The sequence below is a fragment of the Variovorax sp. LjRoot290 genome (genome assembly GCF_964253985.1).
Taxonomy (GTDB): Bacteria; Pseudomonadota; Gammaproteobacteria; order Burkholderiales; family Burkholderiaceae_C; genus Variovorax.
The window spans coordinates 111,741-125,237 of the sequence record NZ_CAXURW020000003.1; the positions used below are offsets into that span (position 1 = coordinate 111,741).

General features: G+C 68.0%; 14 protein-coding genes and 1 pseudogene. 3 read left to right on the forward strand and 12 right to left on the reverse strand.

The genetic code is table 11. The features are described 5' to 3' along the window. Nucleotides 1–46 precede the first annotated feature (46 nt). From ACSQ9A_RS37910 to ACSQ9A_RS37920, 3 genes are read left to right on the forward strand one after another with little or no spacing between them, the layout of a single operon-like run. Nucleotides 47–859: an SDR family NAD(P)-dependent oxidoreductase gene (locus ACSQ9A_RS37910; protein WP_436307902.1), complete on the forward strand. Its 813-nt coding sequence runs from the start codon at nt 47–49 to the stop codon at nt 857–859. Nucleotides 860–869: 10 nt separating this feature from the next. Beyond that, nucleotides 870–1,583 (forward strand): 4-carboxy-4-hydroxy-2-oxoadipate aldolase/oxaloacetate decarboxylase, encoded by a 714-nt coding sequence (locus ACSQ9A_RS37915; protein WP_436307903.1) that lies wholly within the window; start codon nt 870–872, stop codon nt 1,581–1,583. Next, nucleotides 1,562–2,125 carry an L-threonylcarbamoyladenylate synthase gene (locus ACSQ9A_RS37920; RefSeq protein WP_436307904.1) on the forward strand — a complete coding sequence of 188 codons (564 nt, stop codon included), beginning with the start codon at nt 1,562–1,564 and terminating at the stop codon, nt 2,123–2,125. The genes ACSQ9A_RS37915 and ACSQ9A_RS37920 overlap by 22 nt, the downstream gene beginning before the upstream one ends. Before the next feature lie 19 nt (nt 2,126–2,144). Here ACSQ9A_RS37920 and ACSQ9A_RS37925 read toward each other — a convergent pair whose 3' ends face one another. From ACSQ9A_RS37925 to ACSQ9A_RS37980, 12 genes and pseudogenes are all read right to left on the reverse strand, one after another. Beyond that, nucleotides 2,145–3,098, reverse strand: coding sequence for an SMP-30/gluconolactonase/LRE family protein (locus ACSQ9A_RS37925; protein ID WP_436307905.1), 954 nt, complete (start codon nt 3,096–3,098; stop codon nt 2,145–2,147). Nucleotides 3,099–3,106: 8 nt separating this feature from the next. Continuing rightward, a complete protein-coding gene (locus ACSQ9A_RS37930) occupies nt 3,107–3,859 on the reverse strand; it encodes an SDR family oxidoreductase (RefSeq protein ID WP_436307906.1) in 753 nt (250 codons plus the stop codon). Between the two features lie 7 nt (nt 3,860–3,866). After that, on the reverse strand, nt 3,867–4,595 hold the full coding sequence (locus ACSQ9A_RS37935) for an ABC transporter ATP-binding protein (RefSeq protein WP_436307907.1): 729 nt from the start codon (nt 4,593–4,595) through the stop codon (nt 3,867–3,869). Continuing rightward, a complete protein-coding gene (locus ACSQ9A_RS37940; RefSeq protein WP_436307908.1) occupies nt 4,589–6,577 on the reverse strand; it encodes a branched-chain amino acid ABC transporter ATP-binding protein/permease in 1,989 nt (662 codons plus the stop codon). The genes ACSQ9A_RS37935 and ACSQ9A_RS37940 overlap by 7 nt, the downstream gene beginning before the upstream one ends. Nucleotide 6,578: 1 nt before the next feature. Next, nucleotides 6,579–6,785, reverse strand: a pseudogene (locus ACSQ9A_RS37945) (branched-chain amino acid ABC transporter permease); the annotation flags it as partial. 54 nt (nt 6,786–6,839) lie between these two features. Beyond that, on the reverse strand, nt 6,840–7,463 hold the full coding sequence (locus ACSQ9A_RS37950; RefSeq protein ID WP_436308239.1) for a CoA transferase: 624 nt from the start codon (nt 7,461–7,463) through the stop codon (nt 6,840–6,842). A 6-nt stretch (nt 7,464–7,469) separates the two neighbouring features. After that, nucleotides 7,470–8,393, reverse strand: a complete 924-nt coding sequence (locus tag ACSQ9A_RS37955; RefSeq protein WP_436307909.1) for a LysR substrate-binding domain-containing protein — start codon at nt 8,391–8,393, stop codon at nt 7,470–7,472. Between the two features lie 8 nt (nt 8,394–8,401). Then, nucleotides 8,402–9,727, reverse strand: coding sequence for an MFS transporter (locus ACSQ9A_RS37960; RefSeq protein ID WP_436307910.1), 1,326 nt, complete (start codon nt 9,725–9,727; stop codon nt 8,402–8,404). Further along, nucleotides 9,724–10,716, reverse strand: a complete 993-nt coding sequence (locus ACSQ9A_RS37965; RefSeq protein ID WP_436307911.1) for a quinone oxidoreductase family protein — start codon at nt 10,714–10,716, stop codon at nt 9,724–9,726. The genes ACSQ9A_RS37960 and ACSQ9A_RS37965 overlap by 4 nt, the downstream gene beginning before the upstream one ends. Next, nucleotides 10,713–12,380 carry a GMC family oxidoreductase gene (locus ACSQ9A_RS37970; protein ID WP_436307912.1) on the reverse strand — a complete coding sequence of 556 codons (1,668 nt, stop codon included), beginning with the start codon at nt 12,378–12,380 and terminating at the stop codon, nt 10,713–10,715. The genes ACSQ9A_RS37965 and ACSQ9A_RS37970 overlap by 4 nt, the downstream gene beginning before the upstream one ends. 2 nt (nt 12,381–12,382) lie before the next feature. Further along, complete coding sequence (locus ACSQ9A_RS37975) at nt 12,383–12,700, reverse strand: DUF1330 domain-containing protein (RefSeq protein WP_436307913.1); 318 nt, start codon at nt 12,698–12,700, stop codon at nt 12,383–12,385. Beyond that, complete coding sequence (locus tag ACSQ9A_RS37980) at nt 12,697–13,491, reverse strand: SDR family NAD(P)-dependent oxidoreductase (protein ID WP_436307914.1); 795 nt, start codon at nt 13,489–13,491, stop codon at nt 12,697–12,699. Before ACSQ9A_RS37980 ends, ACSQ9A_RS37975 begins: the two co-directional genes overlap by 4 nt. Between the last annotated feature and the right edge of the window lie 6 nt (nt 13,492–13,497).

A 13,497-nucleotide genomic window follows, 5' to 3' on the forward strand; every position in this document is an offset into this window, starting at 1 on the left:
GATCCATTTCGATCCATTCCGAATCACACTGACCAAGAGAGAACACATGAAGAAGAGATTCCAAGGCAAGGTCGCGATCGTGGCCGGCGCAGGTGCCGTCGAGGACGGCCTGAGCAACGGTATTGCCACCGCCGTGACGCTCGCCCGCGAGGGCGCCAAGGTCTTCGCGGTCGATCGCGATCTCGACCGCGCCCGTGAGACCCAGCGCATGATCGACGCCGAGGGCGGCGAATGCACGCTGCACCAATGCGACGTCACGGACCAGGCGCAGGTCGACGAGATGGTCGGCGCCTGCGTCTCGCGCCATGGCCGCGTCGACGTGCTCTTCAACAACGTCGGCATCCACATCCGCGGCTGCCTGTCGGAAGAGCCAGCCGATTTCGATCGCGTCATGCGCGTCAACCTCAATTCGTTCTTCCTCACGATGCGGGCGGTGCTGCCGCACATGCTGGAACAGGGGCGCGGCGCGATCGTCAACAACTCCTCGGTGGCGGGCATCCGCTCCATGCTGCCGACCGCCGGCTACTCCGCCTCCAAGGGCGCGGTGATCCAGCTTTCGCAGAATGTCGGAGTGACCTATGCATCCAGGGGCATCCGCTGCAACGTGATCCTGCCCGGCTACATCGCGACGCCGCGCGTCAGCTGGCGTATCGCGCACGAGGCCGGCGACGACAAGGCGCTGTACGAACGCAAGATGGCCGAGCGCGCGACCCAGGTGCCCAGCGGCCGCTTCGGCGAGGCGTGGGACGTGGCCAACGCGGTGGCTTTCCTGGCGTCCGACGATGCCAAGTACATCAACGCCACCTCGCTCGTGATAGACGGCGGCCTGTCCGCGTCGACCACCGGCCTGCCTTGGTGAGCGGCCGGCCATGAGCGGCGTGATCTACAAGCGGATTCCCAGGCCCGCGGCGCGCGCGGTCGAGCTGGCCCGCGCGTTGCCGGTGGCGGACCTGGTCGAAGCGATGCATGCCCTGGTCGGGCAGGTGGCGCTCGTCGATGCAGGGATCCGGCCCGTGCAGCAGCGGCAACACGCCGCCGGACCCGCCATCACCTCGCTGAACCACCCGGGCGACAACTGCATGATCTACCCGGCCATCGCGACCGCGCAGCCCGGTGACATGCTGATGATCTCGAGCCAGGGGTCGGTCTTCGGCCCCGTGTTCGGCGACACGACCGCGCTCGAGTGCCGCACGCGCGGCTTGGCGGGCACGGTGGCAGACGGCTCGGTTCGCGACCTCGCCGACATCCTCGATCACCGCTATCCGCTGTGGGCGCGCCATGTCAGCGCCTCGCATCCCGAGAAGAGCGTGCCCGGCAGCGTGAACGTGCCGATCGTGATCGGCGGCGTGCTGGTCTACCCCGGCGACGTCGTTGCGGCCGACGACGACGGCGTGATCGTGCTGCCGCGCGCTCGCGCACTCGAGATCGCCACGCTCGCGCACGCACGGCGCGAGAGCGACGTCGCGGTGCGGGCGCGCATCGCTGCCGGCGAGTCCATCGTCGACATCAAGGGCTTCGGTGCCGCGCTCGCGAGCAAAGGCGTGCAGGAGGTCGACGGAACGTGGCTCCACACATCGACTTGACGCAAGCGGCCTCGGTACTGCGGGGCGGAGGGCTGGTCGCCTACCCGACCGAGTCGGTCTTCGGCCTCGGGTGCGATCCGCACAACGAGGCGGCGGTCGCACGCCTGGTCGCGCTCAAGCAGCGCGATGCCGGGCAAGGACTGCTCCTCATCGGCGACGCCTTCGAGCGCATCGCCCCTTACATCGACCTCGCGCGCACGCCAGAGCCGCTGCTGGAGCGCATCCGTGCCGGCTGGCCTGGCCCGCAGACCTGGCTGCTACCGGCATCGGCAGCCTGCCCCGCCTGGATTCACGGCCGCCACGACACCGTCGGCCTGCGCGTGACGGCCGTACCCTGCGCTGCCGCGCTGTGCGCGGCGTTCGGCGATGCGCTGGTCTCGACCAGCGCCAACCCGCATGGCGAACCGCCGGCGCGCAGCGCGGAGGGCGTGCGCGCGCTGTTCGGCGATCGGGTGGATCTGGTCCTCGACGGCCCGACCGGCGATCTTGCGCAGCCGACACCGATCCGCGATGCGCTCAGCGGGCGCACCGTGCGGGCCTGAGGCAAGCCGCCGCGGAGCGCTAGAAATGCCAGTGCGCCGGCGCCGCCCCCGGCACGCTGGCCCGAAAGCAGGCGAGCCGCGCGTTGCCCAGGCTGCCCAGCACCACGTCGCGTAGGTCAGGCCCCGCGAAGGTGATGCTCGACAGATTGCCCAGCACGCTGCGCATGCCCAGTTCCAGCTCATGCCGGCCGAGCCGGTCGTGGAAGAAGCTGCGCTCGACCGTCTCGACGATGCCCGCATCGGAGCCGTCGAGCACCTTGCTCGCGCGGCCTTCCGGCGTCACGCGGATCAGGCGGTTGGAGACCACGCAGGCAACCCATGCCGCGCCTTCCTCGTCGAAGGCCAGACCGTCCGGGAAGTCGCCGTTCGAGAACTCGTGCACCACCTCCCGCGGACCGAGCCCGGTGTCACGGACCGGGAAGCGCGAAAGACAGCGCGCGAAAGTCTCGACGACGTAGAGCCATCGGCCGGCAGGGTCGAGGCGGCATTCGTTCGTGAACCCCAGACCATCGGCGACGATGCGAGCGCCCTTGCCGTTGACCATCACCAGAAACCCGTCGCCGCCGTCGCGCGCGTAAGCCACCTGACGGGGCTGCCGACGCGTGCTGACGGTGATCCAGATGCGCTCGCTGCCGTCGAGCAGCACGAAGTTGGCATGCGGCAATGCCTGGCCTTCGGCCCCCATGAGCCAGGGCTTCAACACCCGGTCCGGCCCGACCGACCACACCCCGCCGCCCGCCTCGGGCGCCATGTTGGCGATCAGGAAGCTGCGGTCGCGCAGCATGGCGACGCCGTTCGGCAGGAAGCCTTCGGGCACGCCCTTCAACGGCTGCTTCTCGCGGCCAACCTGCACGACACCGTGGGCGTGGTCTGCGCAAAACAGTTCCCCCTTGGCAGTGGCGAGCACGCATTCCGGGCGGGACAGGCCTTCGCCCAACCAGCTCAGGTCCTCGATGTTGACCGGCGCCCGCATCGTGGTCTTCATTGCGCCGTCATGCCCCCGTCGATGGTCAGGATCGTGCCGGTGACGAACGCCGACTCGGCGCTCGCCAGCCAGAGGATGCCCTCGGCGACCTCCTCGGGCGTGCCCATGCGGTCCATCGGCTGGCGCGCCTCGTAGGTTCGCCGCAGCGCGGCCGGATCGGGTGCACCGGCGAAGATGTTCTCGAAGTACGGCGAATCGATGGTGCCGGGCGCGACCGCGTTGACGCGAATGCCATCCTTCACGTGGTCGAGAGCCATCGCGCGCGTCATGGCCACCACGGCGCCCTTGGTAGCGCAGTACGCGGCGCGGTCCTTCACGCCGACCAGCCCCGCCACGGAGGCGGTGTTCACGATGACGCCGCCACCCGAACGCCTGAGCAACGGAATGGCGAGGCGGCAGCCGTGGTAGACGCCGGTGACGTTCACGGCCAGCAGCCGGTCCCAGTCCTGCGCAGTGGTCTGCGTGATGTCCGCACGCAGGCCGAAGCCGGCGTTGTTCACCATGACATCCAGGCGGCCGAAGCGCGACGCCACGGTGTCGAACAAGGCTTCCATGCTCGCCGCATACGAGACGTCCGCCGCGATGCCGATGCTTTCGCCGCCCGCACTGCGCGCGACTTCGCCGACGCTGCTTTCCGACAAGTCGGCCACCACCACCGTGGCGCCATGGTGCGCGAACAGCAACGCACTCGCCCGTCCAATGCCCGACGCCCCACCGGTGATGACGCAGATTTTTCCACTCAGTTTCATGTCGACCTCAATGTGCGGCCCCGCCGCCCAGGTAGGCGGCACGGACCTTGTCGTTGTTGGCGAGTTCGAAGGCAGGCCCCTCCACGGCGACGCGCCCGCTTTCGAGCACGTAGCCATAGTCGCTCACCGCCAGGGCTGCGGCGGCGAACTGTTCGACCAGCAGCATGGTCACGTGTTGCGCGCGCAGGCGCGAGATGATCGCGAACACCTCGTCCACCAGGATCGGCGCCAGGCCCATCGAGGGCTCGTCGAGCAGCAGCATCTGCGGATTCATCATCGTCGCTCGGGCGATGGCCAGCATCTGCTGCTCGCCGCCGCTCAGCGTGCCGGCCGCCTGCGCGCTGCGGTCACGCAGGCGCGGGAACAGCTCCATCGCCCGATCGAGGTCGGCTTCGATGTCGCCGCGCGCACGCCGGCGGGCGAAGCGCGTGTAGGCGCCGAGCTTCAGGTTGTCCCGGACCGACAGAGTCGGGAAGACGCGTCGGCCTTCGGGCGAATGTGCGAGCCCGCGCGCGGCAATCTCGTGCGACTCCAACCCTGCGATGTCCTTGCCGTCGAGCACGACCTTGCCGGCCCTCGGCTTGAGCATGCCCGAGACGGCGCGCATGGTGGTCGTCTTTCCTGCGCCGTTGCTGCCGATCAGGCTGACCACCGACCCCTTCGGCACGTGGATGTGCACGCCCTTGAGCACCTGCACTTCGCCGTAGCCGGCCACCAAGTCGTGCACCATCAACATACGACGGCCTCCCGGGGTTCACACGGATCGCAGACCTGCGCCCCGGCAGCCGGATGGCTTGCGGCGCCGGCACCGAGATAGGCCTCGATGACCTTCGGATCGGACCGCACGTCGGCCGGCATGCCTTCGGCGATCTTCTTGCCGAAGTCCAGCACGGTCACGGTGTCGCACAGGTTCATGACGATGTCCATGTGGTGCTCGATCAGGATCACCGTGATGCCGCTGGCCTGGATCTTCCGGATCATGCCGATCAACATGCGGATGTCCGCCGAAGTCAGGCCGGCCGCCGGCTCGTCGAGGATCAGCACGTAGGGGTCGAGCGCCAGGGCGCGCCCGATCTCCAGCATGCGCTGGCGGCCGTAAGGCAGATGCCGGGCCTCGATCTCGGCGTACTCGGCGAGGCCGATGAAGTCCAGGATCGCCAGGGCCCGGTCGCGCGCATGGCTCGCCTCGGCGCGGTACGCGCGGGTCGACGCCATCGCGTGCAGCGCGTTCGTGCGAAACGTATGGTGCAGGCCGACCATGACGTTGTCGATCGCCGGCATCTCGCCGAAGAGCTGCACGTTCTGGAACGTCCGCGCGATGCCGAGCTTCGCGATCGCTGTCGTCGACCTGCCGTTGAGCCGCGTGCCGCCCAGCGTCATGTCGCCTTCGTTGGGCGTGTAGACGCCGCTGAGCACGTTCATGAGCGTGCTCTTGCCCGAGCCGTTCGGGCCGATCACGCCGTGAACGGTGCCGCGCCGGACCACGAGGTCGACCGCGCTGAGCGCCGTCAGTCCGCCGAAGCGCATGACGATCCCCTTTGCGTCCAGGATGGTGCCGCCATCGCCGGCATCGATGCTGCGTGACAGCGCAGGCACTTGCTGCGCAGCCTTCGGCAGCGTTGGCGCGGCGCGGCGCGCGCGTACCCGGCCCACCGCCTGCCGCAGCCAGCCCGTGATGCCTTCGGGCATGAAGTAGACCGTGCCCAGGATGAGCAGGCCGAACACGGTCAGGCGATGCTCGTTCATGTCGCGCGTGAAGAACGCGAGCCCGTCGAACGCGCCCAGGAAAAGCATCGGCAGCCAGCCGTTACGCAGGCTCCAGGTGCCGCGCCGCACCGATTCCAGCAGCGGCACGGCGGCGACCAGCGTGATGAGCACCGCGAGTATCCGCACCTGCGTGGGGTCCGACAGCATGTTGGGCAGGAACACCACGATCGCCGCGCCCGTGATCGACCCCGCTCGCCCACGCCGTCCGCCCAGGAACACGGCCAGCAGGAACAGGATGGCGAGATCGATGCCGAAGGCGTTCGGCGCGATGTACTGCTCCGAATAGGCATACAGCGCGCCTGCGAGCCCGGCGAAGGCGGCGCTGAGCGTGAATGCCAGTACCTTGAACAGGTAGACGCTGACCCCCATGCAGTCGCAGGCGATCGCGCTGCCATGCAGGGCCTCGAAAGCCCGGCCCGCGTGCGACTTCAACAGCCGCGTGACGAGCACCAAGCAAAGCGCTAGCGCCGCCACGACCAGGTAGAACATGGTGGTCCCGTCCAGGGCGCGGCCGAACAGCTGCGTGGCGGGCAGCTGCACGCCGATCGGGCCGCCGGTCAGGAAGTCCATCTCGTTGATCAGGATCTGCATCACCGTGCCGAATGCCAGCGTGACCATGGCGAGGTACGGACCGCTCACGCGCAGCGACGCGAAGGCAAGCCCCGCGCCCGCCAGCGCGGTGACCCCGATCGCGAGAGGGATCGTGGCGTAGATCGGCAGCCCGTGCGTGGATGCACCGATGCCCGCCGCATACGCGCCGACGCCGAAGAAGGCCGCATGCCCCAACGACAGCTCGCCGGCATAGCCCACCAGGACATCGAGCCCGAACAGCAGGATCGAGTAGATGCCGATGGTCGTCAGCAGGTGCGTGTAGTAGGGGTTGTCGATGACGATCGGCGCACACAGGGCCGCCGCACCGATCGCGCCGAGCGCGAAGGTCTGCGTTCTCATCTCAGACTTTCTTGATGCGCACTTGGCCGAAGATGCCCGCGGGCCGAATCGCCAGCACCAGCAGCAGCAGCAGCAGGCCCGGGACGTCTTTGTAGCCGGTCGAGATGTAAAAGCCCGTGGCAGTTTCGACCACGCCGAGCAGCAGGCCGCCGATGACGATGCCGAAGCCGGACTCGAGTCCACCGATCACCGCCACCGCGATCGCCTTCCTCCAGCGTGCCGAATCCCTCTTTGCTGTCGGCTACGAATCGCACCCATTGCGTCATGCAGGCTCCTTGCGGCGCTCGTCCGCGAAAATAGTGGCGTTGTGTTCACCGAGTGTCGGTGCGGCATAGCGCACCGCGACGTCCGCTCCTCGTCGCCCGAGATTGCAACCCACTTGGCGAATGCGCCCCAGCGTGGGGTGCGGCACGTCGACAAAGATGCCGTTGTGCTGCGCCTGTTCAAGCGAGACGACTGAGCGGTAGTCGGCGATCGGCGCGCACAGGACGTCAGCCGCCTCGAGTATCTCGACCCATGCCTCGGTGTCGCGGCCCTTGAGCGTATTGCCGAGCTCTTCGACCAGCACCTTGCGATTGGCGACGCGCGAAGCCAGGGCGGCGAACCGCGGATCGTCAATCAACTCGTTCCGCTTCAACGTCTGGCACAGCTTGCGCCAGCGGTCCTGCTGGTACGCCGCGATCATGATCCAGCCGTTGGCGGTCGGGAAGGCCTCGTTGGGGGCGGCGTACGGTGCGGCGCTGCCGGTCTTCTCGGGCAGGTCGCCGGACGCGAAGTAGCCCGCCAGCGCTGTCTGCTGCAGAGCACCACCTTCGCGGGTCGCGATGCCTGATGACTTGGATTGGCGCAGTGTCGGAACCTGGCGGCGGCGACGCCTGACGACCAGCTCGCCTCAGGCGGCGGGCCGCATGCCTCGAATGGCCTTTGAGCCCAGCAGGTTGACGATATGCTCGCGCAACACGCGCATCGCGCTCTCCATCGGCCGCGTCAGCGGCAGCGACGAGGCTCGGCACAGCGACACGGTGCGGTAGAGGTGGGGCACGTCGACTGCCACGGCGCGCAGGCGGCCCTCCGCGAGTTCGTGGTACACGGCGGTCCATGGCAGGAAGCTGAAGCCGTGCCCCTTCTGCACCGCACGGTTGAGCGTGGCGTTGGAGTCGATCTCGGCCACGAAGGTTGGATTCAGGCCGTGCCGCGCGAGGGCCGCGTCGAGCACCATCCGCGCGCCGTGGCCACGCGCCGGCATGATCAACGGCAATTGCGCCGCTTCCTCGATGCCGATCGGATCGGGCAACTCCGCATCGGCCGGCGCAATCAATAGCAGGTCCTCGGTCCACATCGGCTCGACCACCAGGCCCGCCGACGCATGGGCCTGGAATAGCAAGGCCACGTCGAGGCGTGCGTTGATCGCGAGTTCGCTGAGGTGGCCGCTGAGCCCTTCGGTGATGTGCAGCGTCACTCTGGGAAAACGTTCCCGCATGGTCTCCAGGAACGGCATCGACAGCAGCAACGCGGTGCTGATCGGGAAGCCCACCGACACCGGCCCGTTCGGCGCCGTCGCGGACGACTGCGCCACATCGTGCGCCTGCTCGAGCTGGCGCAAGATCACGCGGGCGTGCCGGTACAGGTCCAGGCCCGCGCTCGTCGGCTCGACACCCTGGGCACTGCGGTGCAGCAGCTTGGTCTTGAACTCGTTCTCCAGGATCGCGAGTTGCTGGCTCAAGGCCGGCTGCGCGACGCCGATCTGCGCGGCCGCCTTGGTGATGCTGCGGAAGTCGACGATCCGGATGAAGTATTCAAGCCGGCGGGTTTCCATGCCGGCTTCTAGAGCAAGGGTTTGCCGGCTGTCTCGCGCATCGTCGCGTAGACCAGCGTGCCGATCAGCGACGCGACGCACAGGTAGATCCAGATCAGGTCGCCCATGCCGCCCTTCGTCATGGCCGTCAGGATGTAGGGCGCCGTGCCGCCGAAGGCGGCGACCGAGATCGCGAACGGCACGGAGATGCCCGTGACGCGCACCTCGGAAGGAAACTGCTCGGCCATCACCACCGCGGCATTGGCGGAATAGCCCAGCATCAGCAGCATGCCGATCAGGTCGATCACGAAGATATTCCAGAAGCTGGCTTCCATGAAGTGCAGCGCCGGGAAGGCGTAGAGCGCGGAGCCGATCGAGAAGAAGAGCAGCGTCGGCCGGCGGCCGAAGCGGTCGGAGACCCTGCCGGCGAAAGGCAGCAGCACGATGAAGATCACCAGCGCGATGCTGTTGGCCAGCAGCGCGGTCTTGAGCGGAATGCCGGTCTTAAGATTGGCGAAGGTGGGGAAGTACACCATCCATACGTAGTTGAGCATCACGCCCGCGATAGCGATTCCCATCACGCGCAACGCGGCCATCGGATGCTCGGCGAACATCGCCAGCAAGGGATTCCTCTGCGTCTTGCCCGTGGCGGCGGCATGCGAGAAGGCCGCGGTCTCGCCCACGCCGCGCCGGATCCACACGGTCACGAGGCCCAGCGCCGCCGCGAAGGCGAAGCCGGCGCGCCAGCCCCAATCCTTCAGCGCCTCCGGGCTCAGCATATTGCTTAAGGCGACGCCGATCAGTGCCGCGACCAGGATGCCGCCGTTCACGCCCACGTCCTTGAACGAGCCGATGAAAGCGCGCTTCGAAGGCGGCGCCGCTTCCACCAGGTAGGCCGAAGCAGCACCGAATTCGCCGCCGGCCGACAGGCCCTGCACCATGCGGCACAGCACCAGGATCACAGGCGCCGCGACGCCGATGCTGGCGTAGGTCGGACACAGAGCGATCACCAACGAGGCGCCGGCCATCAGGCCGATGGACAGCGTCAGGCCCTTCTTGCGGCCGTGCTTGTCGCTGTAGGGCCCGAGGATGGCGCCGCCCAGGGGCCGCATCACGAACCCGACGGCGAACACGGCGAAAGTGGCCAGCAGGCCCGCGACCGGATCAGCCTGCGGAAAGAAGTGCGCGGAGAAGATCGGCGCGAAGGTCGCGTAGATGACCCAGTCCACCCACTCGACGACGTTGCCGAGCGTGACGGCGGTGATGACCTTCCTGGTTTCACCTGGCGTGGCGGCGGACGTGGCCGAGGTCCCGGCAGTGCCGATGGCGGCCCCGGTTGGCAAAGTGGCGCTCATGGGTTTGTCTCCTGATTGAGTGTGAGGACGATCTTTCCGAAGTGCCGGTTGGCACGCATGCGGGCGAAGGCCTCCGCGGCTTCTTCGAAGCGGTACTGGTGATCAATCGGCAACGAAAGCGCACCGCGTTGCAGGTGCGGGCCCAGCTCTTCGCGCACCAGCCGGTTGATCTCGCGCACCTCCTCGACAGTGCGCGTGCGGAAGGTCACGCCGATGTACTCCACGCGCTTGAGCGCGTGCGTTTCGAAGTCGAAGTCCGCGCTGCGCCCTGCCAGCCGCCCCACGTTGACGATGCGCGCGCACACGGCTGCCGCCTCGAGGTTGTGCGCCATGTAGGGCCCGGACAGCAAATCGATGATCACGTCGAAGCCGCGCCCGCCGGTGAGGTCGCGCACGCTGTCGTTCCAGCCCCGCGCGAGCGGGTTGAGCGCGACGTCGGCGCCGAACTCCGTGAGCCGTCCGCGCCGCTCGGTGTTGGTGGAGGTGCCCGCGACCAGCGTTGCGCCGAACGCCTTCGCGATCTGGAGCGCCATCAGGCCCACCCCCGAGGAGGCGCCCTGCACGAGCACCGACTTGCCCGGACCGGCACCGCCCTGCGTGATTACTGCGTTGTGCATGGTCTGCAGCGCGATGGGCAAGGTCGATGCTTCCTCGTAGCCCATCGCATCGCTCGCGATCGGATTGACGCGCCCAAGGTCAGCCACCGCATATTCGGCGAAGCCAGCCGCGCCCGAGCCCATGACGCGCTGGCCCGGCGCCACATGCTTAACCTCCCTGCCCACGGCAACCACGTCGCCGGCCCATTCCATGCCGATTACGGTACCGGGACCGCCCCGGCTGCCGTACATCTCGCCGTCCAGCATGTTGAGGTCCGCGCGGTTCAGGGCGCAGGCCTTCACGCGTACCAGCACCTCGCTGTCGCGCGGCTGCGGCACGTCCAAGTCCTGGAAGGCGAAGCCTCCCTTCCCAGTCACCACGATGGCTTTCATGTCACGAGTTCCGTTGGGGTGGAGGCGCGGCGCGGCGCGCCCGCGGAGGGGGCGCCGGCGCGTGCGCCGAGAAGAATCATTTCGGCGGCCTTCTCGGCCACCATGATGGTGGGCGCGTTGGTGTTGCCCGAGGGAATGAGTGGCATCACCGAAGCGTCGACCACGCGCAGCCGCTCAAGGCCGTGCACCCTGAGCGCGGGGTCGACCACGCAGCCCTCGCTCGGGCCCATGCGGCAAGTGCCTACCGGGTGGTACATCGACTGCGCATACTGCCGCAGGTAGGCCACCATTTCGCTGTCCGAATTCACGGTCGGGCCGGGCAGGCGGTCGCCGCGAACGCGATGGCTGAACGGCGGCGTGCGCAGGATCTCGCGCACGATCCGCAAGCCCTCGACCAATGGCGGGATGTCGCGCGGGTTCGTCAGGTAGTTGGCCACCATCGACGGTGCGTCGCTCGGCCGTGCGCTGCGCAGCCGCACCTGGCCGCGCGAGCTCGGCCGCACCAGGGTGCAGGAAGCGGTGATCGCGGGCGTGGCTTCGCTCGTGTAGCGGCCGTCGCGGATCAGCATGCTGAAGGGCCGCATCTGGATCTGCAGGTCGGGATATTCGAGCCGCTGGCTCGACTTGGCGAACAGGCCGACCTGCGCCGCCGCCGAGGTGAGCAGGCCCTTGTGCTGGAAGAAGTAGCGCAACACCTCCGGCGCGATGCGCCATCCGCGGATGCGCCGATTCAGCGAGGAGGCATCGTCCACCGCCGTGAGGCTGTGCACGTAGATGTGGTCCTGCAGGTTGCGCCCCACGCCTGGCAGGTCGGCCAGCACGTCGATGCCGAACGTGCGCAGGTGGTCCGCTTCGCCGATGCCCGAGAGCATCAGCAACTGTGGCGTGTTGATCGTGCCGCCGCAGAGGATGACCTCCTTCGCGGCCGCGATCTCGCGCGTGCCCTGCGCATCGCGCAGCCGCACGCCGCGCGCGGCCCGGCCGTCGAACAGCACCTGCTCGACCAGCGCCCCGGTCTCCACGCTCAGGTTGGACCGGCCGAGCACGGGCCGAAGGAACACGCGCGCAGTGGAAGCACGGCGCCCATCGCCGATCATGTACTGGAGGTAGCCCACGCCTTCCTGCGTCGGACCGTTGAAGTCGTCGTTGCGTGCATGGCCCAGCGCGACCGCAGATCGCACGAAGTCTTCCGACGTGGGGTGCGGCTCCTCAACGCCGGTCACCGGCAGCTCGCCGCGCGCACCGTGAAAAGGTCCTTCGCCGCGGTAAAAACGTTCGCTGCGGCGGAAGTAGGGCAGCACGTCGGTCCATCCCCAGCCCGGATTGCCGGCATCGCGCCAGGCGTCGTAGTCACCCGGGTTGCCGCGCATGTAGACGTGGCCGTTGATCGCGCTGGTGCCGCCGAGCACCTTGCCACGCGGCCAATAGAGCTTTCGGCCGTTGAGGCCGGGCTCGCTCTCGGAGTCGTAGGCCCAGTTGACCGAGGTGTCGGAGAACAGGCGCGACACGCCTGCAGGGATGTCGATCCAGGGATTGGTGTCGCGCGGTCCGGCCTCGATGAGCAGCACGCGGTTGCCCCGATCGGCGGACAGGCGCGAGGCGAGCACGCAGCCAGCCGTGCCGGCGCCGACGATGACGTAGTCGTATTCCGGGCGCATGCGCATGGTCAAGAGCTCAGGGGCGCGGGCACCCCTTCCATCAGGTAGAGATAGGTGCTCGAGGAACGCAGCCGGTAACCGATGACTTCCTGGTAGTCGGCCGACTGGTAGAACTCGCGCGCCCGCTCGGGGCTTTCGAACTCGACCAGCACCGCGCGCGTCATGGGGCGGTCGCCTTCGAGCGTGGTCGGGTTGTCCTGGCCGATGAGGAACACGGCGCCGTACTTGTCCAGCACCGGACGCACGCGCGTCATGTACTCCTCGTGGAAGTACTTCGCATCGGTGACCGTGAGGTCTCCGAAGATGTAGCCCTTGCGTCCGCTCATTGCGCGGTCCAGCCGCCATCGACGAGCAGCGACGAGCCGGTCACCATCGCGGCGGCCGGCGACGCCAGGTACAGCGCTGCGGCGGCCATGTCCTCGATGGCGGCCATGTGGCCCATCGGAATGCGCGAGACGAGGAAGTTACGGATCTCCTCCGTGTTGACGATCTTCTCGATCAGCGGCGTCATGGTGAAGGTGGGGCCGATGCTGTTCACGCGGATGCCTTGGTCGACCAGCTCGATCGCCATGGCCTTGGTCATGCCTTCCTCGGCATGCTTGGTCATGCAGTAGGGCACGCGGTTGGGCGAGCCGATGTGGCCCATCTGCGAGGTGATGTTGATCACCACGCCGCCTTTGGCCTTTCGATCGGGGTCCTCCAGCATCTTGCGCACGCTCGCCTGCGCCACGACGAAATAGGCGCGCACGTTGAGGTCGCTCATGATCGCGAAGTCCTCGTCGCTCACGTCGAGGAAGGCACGCGGGATGTTGGTGGCCGCGTTGTTCACGAGGATGTCCAGGCACGGCAGCGAGGCGATCGCGGCCCGGACGGCGGCGTTGTCGGTCACGTCACACACGCGCACGAGCGGCGTGCTGAAGCCGCGCCGCTCGATCTCGGCGGCCACGGCATCGAGCTCGCTGCGCGTGCGCGACAGCAGCACAACCTCGGCGCCACCCTCGGCCAGAGCGAGCGCGATGCCCGAGCCGATACCGCGGCCCGAGCCGGTGACCAGGGCCGTCTTGCCGTCGACGCGAAAGCGCGGTGCCATCGGTTGCAGATCCTTGACGGTTCTCATGAGGTG

Bases quoted from the DNA above. Each gene is read 5' to 3' on its own strand.
- ACSQ9A_RS37910 (WP_436307902.1), top strand. From the start codon at position 47: ATGAAGAAGAGATTCCAAGGCAAGGTCGCGATCGTGGCCGGCGCAGGT.
- ACSQ9A_RS37915 (WP_436307903.1), top strand. From the start codon at position 870: ATGAGCGGCGTGATCTACAAGCGGATTCCCAGGCCCGCGGCGCGCGCG.
- ACSQ9A_RS37925 (WP_436307905.1), bottom strand. From the start codon at position 3,098: ATGCGGGCGCCGGTCAACATCGAGGACCTGAGCTGGTTGGGCGAAGGC.
- ACSQ9A_RS37930 (WP_436307906.1), bottom strand. From the start codon at position 3,859: ATGAAACTGAGTGGAAAAATCTGCGTCATCACCGGTGGGGCGTCGGGC.
- ACSQ9A_RS37935 (WP_436307907.1), bottom strand. From the start codon at position 4,595: ATGTTGATGGTGCACGACTTGGTGGCCGGCTACGGCGAAGTGCAGGTG.
- ACSQ9A_RS37940 (WP_436307908.1), bottom strand. From the start codon at position 6,577: ATGAGAACGCAGACCTTCGCGCTCGGCGCGATCGGTGCGGCGGCCCTG.
- ACSQ9A_RS37955 (WP_436307909.1), bottom strand. From the start codon at position 8,393: ATGGAAACCCGCCGGCTTGAATACTTCATCCGGATCGTCGACTTCCGC.
- ACSQ9A_RS37960 (WP_436307910.1), bottom strand. From the start codon at position 9,727: ATGAGCGCCACTTTGCCAACCGGGGCCGCCATCGGCACTGCCGGGACC.
- ACSQ9A_RS37965 (WP_436307911.1), bottom strand. From the start codon at position 10,716: ATGAAAGCCATCGTGGTGACTGGGAAGGGAGGCTTCGCCTTCCAGGAC.
- ACSQ9A_RS37970 (WP_436307912.1), bottom strand. From the start codon at position 12,380: ATGCGCATGCGCCCGGAATACGACTACGTCATCGTCGGCGCCGGCACG.
- ACSQ9A_RS37975 (WP_436307913.1), bottom strand. From the start codon at position 12,700: ATGAGCGGACGCAAGGGCTACATCTTCGGAGACCTCACGGTCACCGAT.
- ACSQ9A_RS37980 (WP_436307914.1), bottom strand. From the start codon at position 13,491: ATGAGAACCGTCAAGGATCTGCAACCGATGGCACCGCGCTTTCGCGTC.